Annotated in this window: 7 protein-coding genes and 1 tRNA gene; all 8 read right to left on the bottom strand. The window is 65.4% G+C overall.

Annotated elements, in window-relative coordinates:
• A partial coding sequence (locus KQ297_RS08105; RefSeq protein ID WP_259738969.1) for a hypothetical protein occupies window positions 1-705 on the bottom strand: 705 nt, incomplete at its 3' end.
• 265 nt (window positions 706-970) lie between these two features.
• Complete coding sequence (locus KQ297_RS08100; RefSeq protein WP_259738968.1) at window positions 971-1324, bottom strand: hypothetical protein; 354 nt, start codon at window positions 1322-1324, stop codon at window positions 971-973.
• Between the two features lie 144 nt (window positions 1325-1468).
• Window positions 1469-2179, bottom strand: coding sequence for a hypothetical protein (locus tag KQ297_RS08095; protein ID WP_259738967.1), 711 nt, complete (start codon window positions 2177-2179; stop codon window positions 1469-1471).
• A gap of 24 nt (window positions 2180-2203) precedes the next feature.
• Window positions 2204-2692, bottom strand: coding sequence for a hypothetical protein (locus KQ297_RS08090; RefSeq protein ID WP_259738966.1), 489 nt, complete (start codon window positions 2690-2692; stop codon window positions 2204-2206).
• A 192-nt stretch (window positions 2693-2884) separates the two neighbouring features.
• A tRNA-Ala gene (locus tag KQ297_RS08085) sits at window positions 2885-2957 on the bottom strand.
• A 126-nt stretch (window positions 2958-3083) separates the two neighbouring features.
• A complete protein-coding gene (gene lexA / locus KQ297_RS08080) occupies window positions 3084-3722 on the bottom strand; it encodes a transcriptional repressor LexA (RefSeq protein WP_259738965.1) in 639 nt (212 codons plus the stop codon).
• A 73-nt stretch (window positions 3723-3795) separates the two neighbouring features.
• Window positions 3796-4767 carry an ornithine carbamoyltransferase gene (argF, locus tag KQ297_RS08075; RefSeq protein WP_259738964.1) on the bottom strand — a complete coding sequence of 324 codons (972 nt, stop codon included), beginning with the start codon at window positions 4765-4767 and terminating at the stop codon, window positions 3796-3798.
• A 58-nt stretch (window positions 4768-4825) separates the two neighbouring features.
• Complete coding sequence (ftsH, locus tag KQ297_RS08070) at window positions 4826-6706, bottom strand: ATP-dependent zinc metalloprotease FtsH (protein ID WP_259738963.1); 1881 nt, start codon at window positions 6704-6706, stop codon at window positions 4826-4828.
• Between the last annotated feature and the right edge of the window lie 71 nt (window positions 6707-6777).

Below are 6777 nucleotides of genomic sequence, written 5' to 3'. Positions count from 1 at the left end.
TGAGATGCCCTCACTGCTGCCCAGCGACTGAGCAGCGCTCCCGGCACCGGAGGTATCAGCAGAGCAGATCTGCTGCCTCGCTTGATGACCATGGCAGCCACAATGCTGTGACTCAGCATCTCGCCCCCTGAATGGGTACCCAGTTTCCTTGTCGTAATGGTCGCCCAGGACCACAATCTGCGACCCATGCTTCCCGAAGATGGCCAGCTCCTCTCCGGGATCGTCCGGACCGAGTTCCCCCGCGCCAACCCGCACTGTCTTCGAGCCAGCGGAGAGGATCGCCTTCTGCTCTGGGGTGACAAGAAAGACAACTTTCAGGCGGTCGCGGTTGTTTACTCGCTCGATCCGCCATGTATCGACCGTTCGAGGATCGCAGCCGTGCTGCTGACAGAACGCAATGGGCCGTGGTCCATCCAGGTCGACGGCGATGTGGTCCGGCGACGCGCCGATGTGCCAGCAGATGCAAGCGGGGCTCAGTCGCTGCAGCTCGGGCATCGTCAGGCCGGGATGATCGGGCCAGGCATCGCCCACCAGGGGGCGCTTATCTGGGCCACCGGGTAGCAGCGGGCGCAGCCCGGCCAGCATCGGCAGGCGTTCGAGCGGCCACCTTCCTGGCGAATAGGGGCCGGCGCCATGGATCGGGTCGGCGGTAAAATCGGAGCACAGGTTTTCATCCAGGCCCCGCGTGACCGGGGCCTTTTTCATGTAGCCCCTTGTCGCATAGAGCGATTCATCCCGCGATGCGTGAGGGCCTCCAGGCAGGCCACAACGTCCCAAACGATTGGAGAGTTGGCGAAAGCACCACGGCGGTAGTGCTTCCCTTCGATCAGGATTTCGTGTCGGGTGGCGTAACGCTTGAGCGAGTCAGTCGAAACACCGAGGGCCAATGCAGCGGCTCCCGTTGGCAGCCAGCGGGAGGCAGTGATGGTGGAGGGGGTCATCGAGGATCAGTGATTGATCCCCAGGGGAGTCAGGTCACGGAACAGGAACGCCGCCATTCGGCGCGGTTCTCAGCTTCGATGCGCTTCATAAAGGCACGACTTTCGGCGCGACTTTGAGCAAGGAAGCGCTCATTTTCGTCGGCGTCGATGAAGTGCCAACGCATCCCGGCTGCCTCAAGAGCAGCGCGGAGTGCATCGCGGAAGTCGGTCGGATACAGATTCACCACCATGGCCGGATCCTGAGCCTTGAGGGTCTGGACGAACGCCACAATGTCCGCTGGCGCCCAGTAGGAGTCTTTAGACGCTGTGACCTTTCGGCCGCGGATGTAGTGGTAGTGGTTCCTGTGTCGTGCCATCAGCCCCTTGGGGTTGAACAGAACCACTGCTCTGAAAGAGCCCCCAGCATCGCAACCAGACGGGTGTGGCAAGCCCCTGATGCCTGCAGCCTTTCGGCCCCGGCAGCGCCTTCCGGATCAAGTCCAGGCCGCCTGCCGCGTGAGTCCCATAACACTACCTGCAGTTGGCCGCTACCGCAAGCCACCAGCGGTAGCGGCGGCAATCGCCCGTGACAGCTCGGCCTCGATTGTGGCTTCATCGGTCCAGGCGCCGTAATGCCGTTGATGGGTGATCGGGTCATGGCCCATCAGCGCCGCAGCAACCCTCACGGAAAGTCGGTAGGTGGTGTGGGCACGCAAGGCGTAGCCATGCCGAAGGCCGTAGGGGCTGAGGCCGGGCGTCTCCAGGCGCAGCTGCTGCCATGCCGGGCATCGGTCCAGGTACTGGCGGAAGGCCATCCCGCAGGCCTTGAGGTCGCGGGCGTTGAGGATGGCCACGGGCAGCGGCACCAGGCCGCTCTCCAGCTGAGCCAGCACCCTGGCGCCTTCGCCGGGCATGCCGGGTAAATCGAGAGGGAGCACCATCCGGGGCGGCTTTGGATTTTTGGCGGTGCGGCGGTTCCGCTTGACCGGCGGCACGCGCAGCTTGCCGGCTTCGGCGCGGGCCACCATCAACTCAGATGGCCTCAGTCCGAACAATCCCACCAGACCAACCGCGAGCCGCAGCGACGGCGAGCTGATACCCAGTAGCAACCGTTCGAGCTGCTCTGGCTTGATCGGTACCGTGTCGATCACCTCGTTCTCACGGAGCCCGATTAGGTCTTCAAGGTCATCAGGTGGCAGCCAGCGATCGGCTGCACCGCAGCTGCGCACCGCGAACCGCAGCAAGGCCGAGACCTCCAACAGCTGGCGCTTTCGGCCGGTGCTTCAGGCTGCTCCACACCATCGGTCCCTGTAGCGAGTCAGCAAGGCGCGGCCGTCACGTGGTGTCGGGTTAGTTGTCAGACAGCCGAGGGCACGCTCCATCCGGTAGCGGGAGTCGCGCTCCCATGTAGTGGTCTTGATCTGGCCGCTGCCGATCCGGTGATCTCGGTACTGCTCAACCACGGCGCACCAATCCACCATTCCCGGTCGCGTCTGCGGTGTATCCGCTACCAGTTCATAGGCCTCGCGCAGCCCGAGCCGCTGGCCTTCCATCCGGTCCCGCACGGCAGTGACCAGCTCCAGCGTGGGGCGAACTGCTTGGGCGTCCCACAGGATGGTGGTGTCGATCGAGGACCGCGCTCCATCCTCGAACCGCCGCGTGATCTGAACGCGGCCGTGTCGCTCGCGGACGCTCCAGCCGCGGCCGTGCTCTCCCTTGAGGGCATGGCGAAGGGTGGTGATCCAGCGGGGCGCCGTCGGATTTCTGCGCACCTTTTGCGCACCTTGGTCAATCGGTGGTGCCGTCATGGGTCCAGCCCTGCCGTTGCAGGGGGTCTGGTGTGTCCCAAGTCTGGCGAAATGGTGCGCAGAAAGGTGCGCAGAATTGCTGCAGCGTGCCTCCGCAAGCAAAAGCGGGCTTCGAGCGCGAACCCGAAACCCGTTGTTACGACTGAGATTTCTCAATGGAGCCAAGCGGATTCGAACCGCTGACCCCCTGCATGCCATGCAGGTGCTCTACCAGCTGAGCTATGGCCCCATATGTTGGCCTGGCGAACCGAGCGCTGGTTGATCGGCTGGGCCCTTGGACCCTCGCTTTGGCGCTTGAAGAGTTTACAACGCAGCGGTTCACCCCCACGGCCGAGGGTGGGCTCCGGGGCTGCGCTCAGACTTGGCGCCAGACGGCCACCATCCGCCCCTGGACGGTGACCTGGTCGGCCTCCAGTTCGATCGGGGCGTAGGCCGGGTTGGCCGCTTCCAGGCGCACCTTCCCTCCCTGGCGGCTGAAGTGCTTCAAGGTGGTGCCACTGCCGGGCACGTGGGCCGCCACGATCGTGCCCGGCCGGAGCCGGGATGGATCGTTGACGGGCTCCATCAGCACGATGTCGCCATCGTCGATGTGGGCCTCCACCATGCTGTCGCCGTTGACGGTGAGGGCGAACAGGCCGCGGGTGTCCAGCAGCGAAGCCAGATCAAGGCGCTCCTGCACATCGTCGAAGCTTTCGATCAGGCCGCCGGCCGCCACCGAGCCGAGCAGGGGAATCCCCCCCGCCTGGGTAGGGCCCAGCAGTTGAAGGGTGCGGGCCTGGCCTTCCTGCCAGGTGATCCAGCCCTTCTGCTGCAGGTGCCGCAGCCGGCTCTGAATTGGTGCCGGGGAGCGAAGCCCCATCGCCTCCATCATCTGACGGATTGACGGGCTGTGGCGGTGCTGCTGGATGTAATCCACCAGCCAGTCGTAGAGCTCCTGCTGGGCACTGGTGAGGTCGTGCCCGCTCGGAGCGGCTGGCCTGGAGGAGACGATCACCGACAGTACGCATGAACCATGTCACCAGTGTTCCCCCAGGCGCGCCCGTTGTCCACCCCCCGGGGGACCCCGATCAGGAGCAGGGCGTGTTGGGATCAGCCAGCAGGGCCGCCAGCAGCGCCTGCTGCACATGCAGGCGGTTCTCGGCCTGATCGAACACCCGGCTGGCGCTGCCCTCGATCACGCCGGCGCTGATTTCCTCGCCGCGGTGGGCCGGCAGGCAATGCAGCACGATGGCGCGCGGATCGGCTTCCGCCAACAGGGCCTCATCCACGCAGAAGCCCGCAAAGGCCTGAAGACGCTGTTGCTGCTCCTGCTCCTGGCCCATCGAGGCCCATACATCGGTGTAGAGCACCTCGGCATCCCGCACCGCCGGCACCGGCTCGTGCAGCACCGAGATCGTGGCGGCGCGGCCCGCCAGCTTCCGGGCCTGGTCGAGCACGGCCGGATCGGGACAGAAGCCCTCGGGGCAGGCCACCCGCACATGCATCCCCAACAGGGCGCCGCTGAGCATCAGGGAGTGGGCCATGTTGTTGCCGTCACCCACGTAGGTGAGGGTGAGCCCCCGCAGGTCACCGAAGTTCTCGCGGATGGTGAGCAGATCGGCCAGGGCCTGGCAGGGGTGCTCGAGATCGGTCAGGGCGTTGATCACCGGGACCGAGGCCCAGTGGGCGTAGTCGGCCAGTTCGCGTTGCTCGAACGTGCGGATCGCCAGAGCGTCCACGTAGCGGCTGAGCACGCGGGCGGTGTCGGCCACCGGCTCGCCGCGCCCCACCTGGGTGACGGAGGGGTTGAGGTCCAGCACCTGGCCCCCCAGGCGGCCCATGGCCACGGAGAAGCTGACCCGGGTTCGGGTGGAGGCCTTGGTGAAGATCAGGCCGAGCGCCTTGCCGCTGAGATCAAGATGGAGAGAACCTCGCTTGAATTCAGCGGCGAGATCGAGCAGCGCCAGGGTCTCTTCGGCGCTCAGGTCCGCTGAAGACAGCAGATCCCCGCCTCGCAGGGGGGCGAGAGCGGGAAAGCGCTGGCTGAACGGCGGTCCCATGACCCCATGTCCAAAGAACTCTTATCGGGGAGCGGGTGCCCCCGCGTCAAGGGGTGGATCAGGCGGGGGTGAGCACCGCTTCGCTGGGAAGGGTGCTGGAGGCGAGCAGCTCTTTGAGCTCATCGCCCTCGATCACCTCCTTGTCGAGGATCTTTCCGGCAATGTTCTCCAGCAGATCGCGGTTGCCGTGCAGGATCGACAACGCCCGCTCGTGGGCCCGGTCCACCAGGCCGCGCACCTCGTGATCGATCGCCTGGGCCGTGGCATCGCTGACCTCCCGGCGGGGATTGCTCGGACCGCCGAGGAAGCGGCTGCCGCCCTGCTTGTCGTAGGCGAGGGGGCCGAGGGTGTCGCTCATGCCGTACGTGCCCACCATCTGTTCAGCGATGTCGGTGGCCCGTTGGAGGTCGTTGGCGGCGCCGGTGGTCACCTCACCGAAGACGATCTCCTCGGCAGAGCGGCCCCCCAGCAGTGTGGCGATCTGGCCTTCGAGATCTTCCTTGGAGTTGAGGAAGCGCTCCTCGGTGGGGAGTTGCAGGGTGTACCCGAGGGCCGCCATGCCGCGGGGCACGATCGAGATCTTGGCCACCTTGCTGCCGCCGGGCATCAGGTGACCCACGATCGCGTGGCCCACCTCGTGGTAAGCCACCACCTTCTTCTCATCGGGCTGCAGCACGCGGCTCTTCTTCTCGAGGCCCGCCACCACCCGCTCGATCGCTTCGTTGAGATCGCCCTGCTCCACGGTGGTGCGGTAGGCGCGAGCGGCCAGCAGGGCGGCCTCGTTGACCAGGTTGGCCAGGTCGGCTCCGGCGAAGCCGCTGGTGGCCTGGGCGATCTTGTCGAGGTCGACGCCGTCGGCCAACTTCACCTTGTTGGCGTAGATGTCGAGGATCTTCTTGCGCCCCGAGAGGTCGGGTCGGTCCACCAGCACCTGGCGGTCGAAGCGGCCCGGGCGCAACAGGGCGGCATCGAGGGTTTCGGGTTGGTTGGTGGCCGCCAGCACGATCACCGGCTTGTCCTGGGCGTTGAAACCATCCATCTCGGTGAGCAGCTGGTTGAGGGTCTGCTCCCGCTCGTCATTGCCGCCCACCACGCCCATCGAACCCGAGCGGCTCTTGCCGATGGCATCGAGTTCGTCGATGAAAATAATGCAGGGTGCTTTCTTCTTGGCTTCTTCGAACAGGTCGCGCACCCTGGCGGCGCCGGCCCCCACGAACAGCTCCACAAACTCCGAACCGGAGATGATGAAGAAGGGAACGCTGGCCTCACCGGCCACAGCCTTGGAGAGCAGAGTCTTGCCGGTGCCGGGAGGGCCTACAAGCAGCACACCCTTGGGGATACGGGCACCGATGGCGGCGTAACGCTCGGGGTTCTTGAGGAAGTCGACGATCTCGTTGAGCTCCGTTTTCGCCTCATCCACGCCAGCCACATCGGCGAAGGTGACGCGGGACTCTTCATCCGGCACGTAGACCTTGGCCTTGGATTTGGTGAAGCTCAGGGCACCCTGGGCGCCGCCGCCCATCTGACGGCGTGCGAAGAACTGCAGCACCAGGATGAAGATCAACGGAGGAACCACCCAGCTCAGCAAGGTGGTGAAGAAGTTGGGGCGTTTCGGCGGGGCAGCGGCGAATTCCACCCCCTTCTGCTCCAGGCGCTGGGGCAGATCCATGTCGAAGATCGGTGTGGTGGCGAGCACCGAAGGAGCACCCTCTTCGGCGTCGGTGATCTCGTAGCGAATCTGGTCCTGGGTGATGTACGCCCGCTTCACATGGCCATCATTGACCTGATCGATGAACAGGGAATACGGCACCCGCGGCACCTGGGCGGCCTGGTTCGGCAGGAAGTTGCTGACCAGCAACAGCACTCCGAAGCCGATCAGCACCAGGTTGATGATTCCGAACCGCCGGTTCGGTCGGTTGTCGTCCTGGCGGATGGCCATGGGGGGCGGGCGCAGCAATGGAGCCAAACTAGGCGCAGGTGTTGTGGGATCGCCCCCTCTGGCGGGAGTGA

It is taken from the genome of Synechococcus sp. CS-205, from assembly GCF_025128255.1.
GTDB lineage: Bacteria > Cyanobacteriota > Cyanobacteriia > PCC-6307 > Cyanobiaceae > Regnicoccus_A.
The sequence above is the reverse complement of the archived record's forward strand: the minus strand, read 5'-3'. Positions and strand labels throughout refer to the sequence as shown.

Bases quoted from the DNA above. Each gene is read 5' to 3' on its own strand.
- ftsH (WP_259738963.1), bottom strand. From the start codon at position 6,706: ATGGCCATCCGCCAGGACGACAACCGACCGAACCGGCGGTTCGGAATC.
- argF (WP_259738964.1), bottom strand. From the start codon at position 4,767: ATGGGACCGCCGTTCAGCCAGCGCTTTCCCGCTCTCGCCCCCCTGCGA.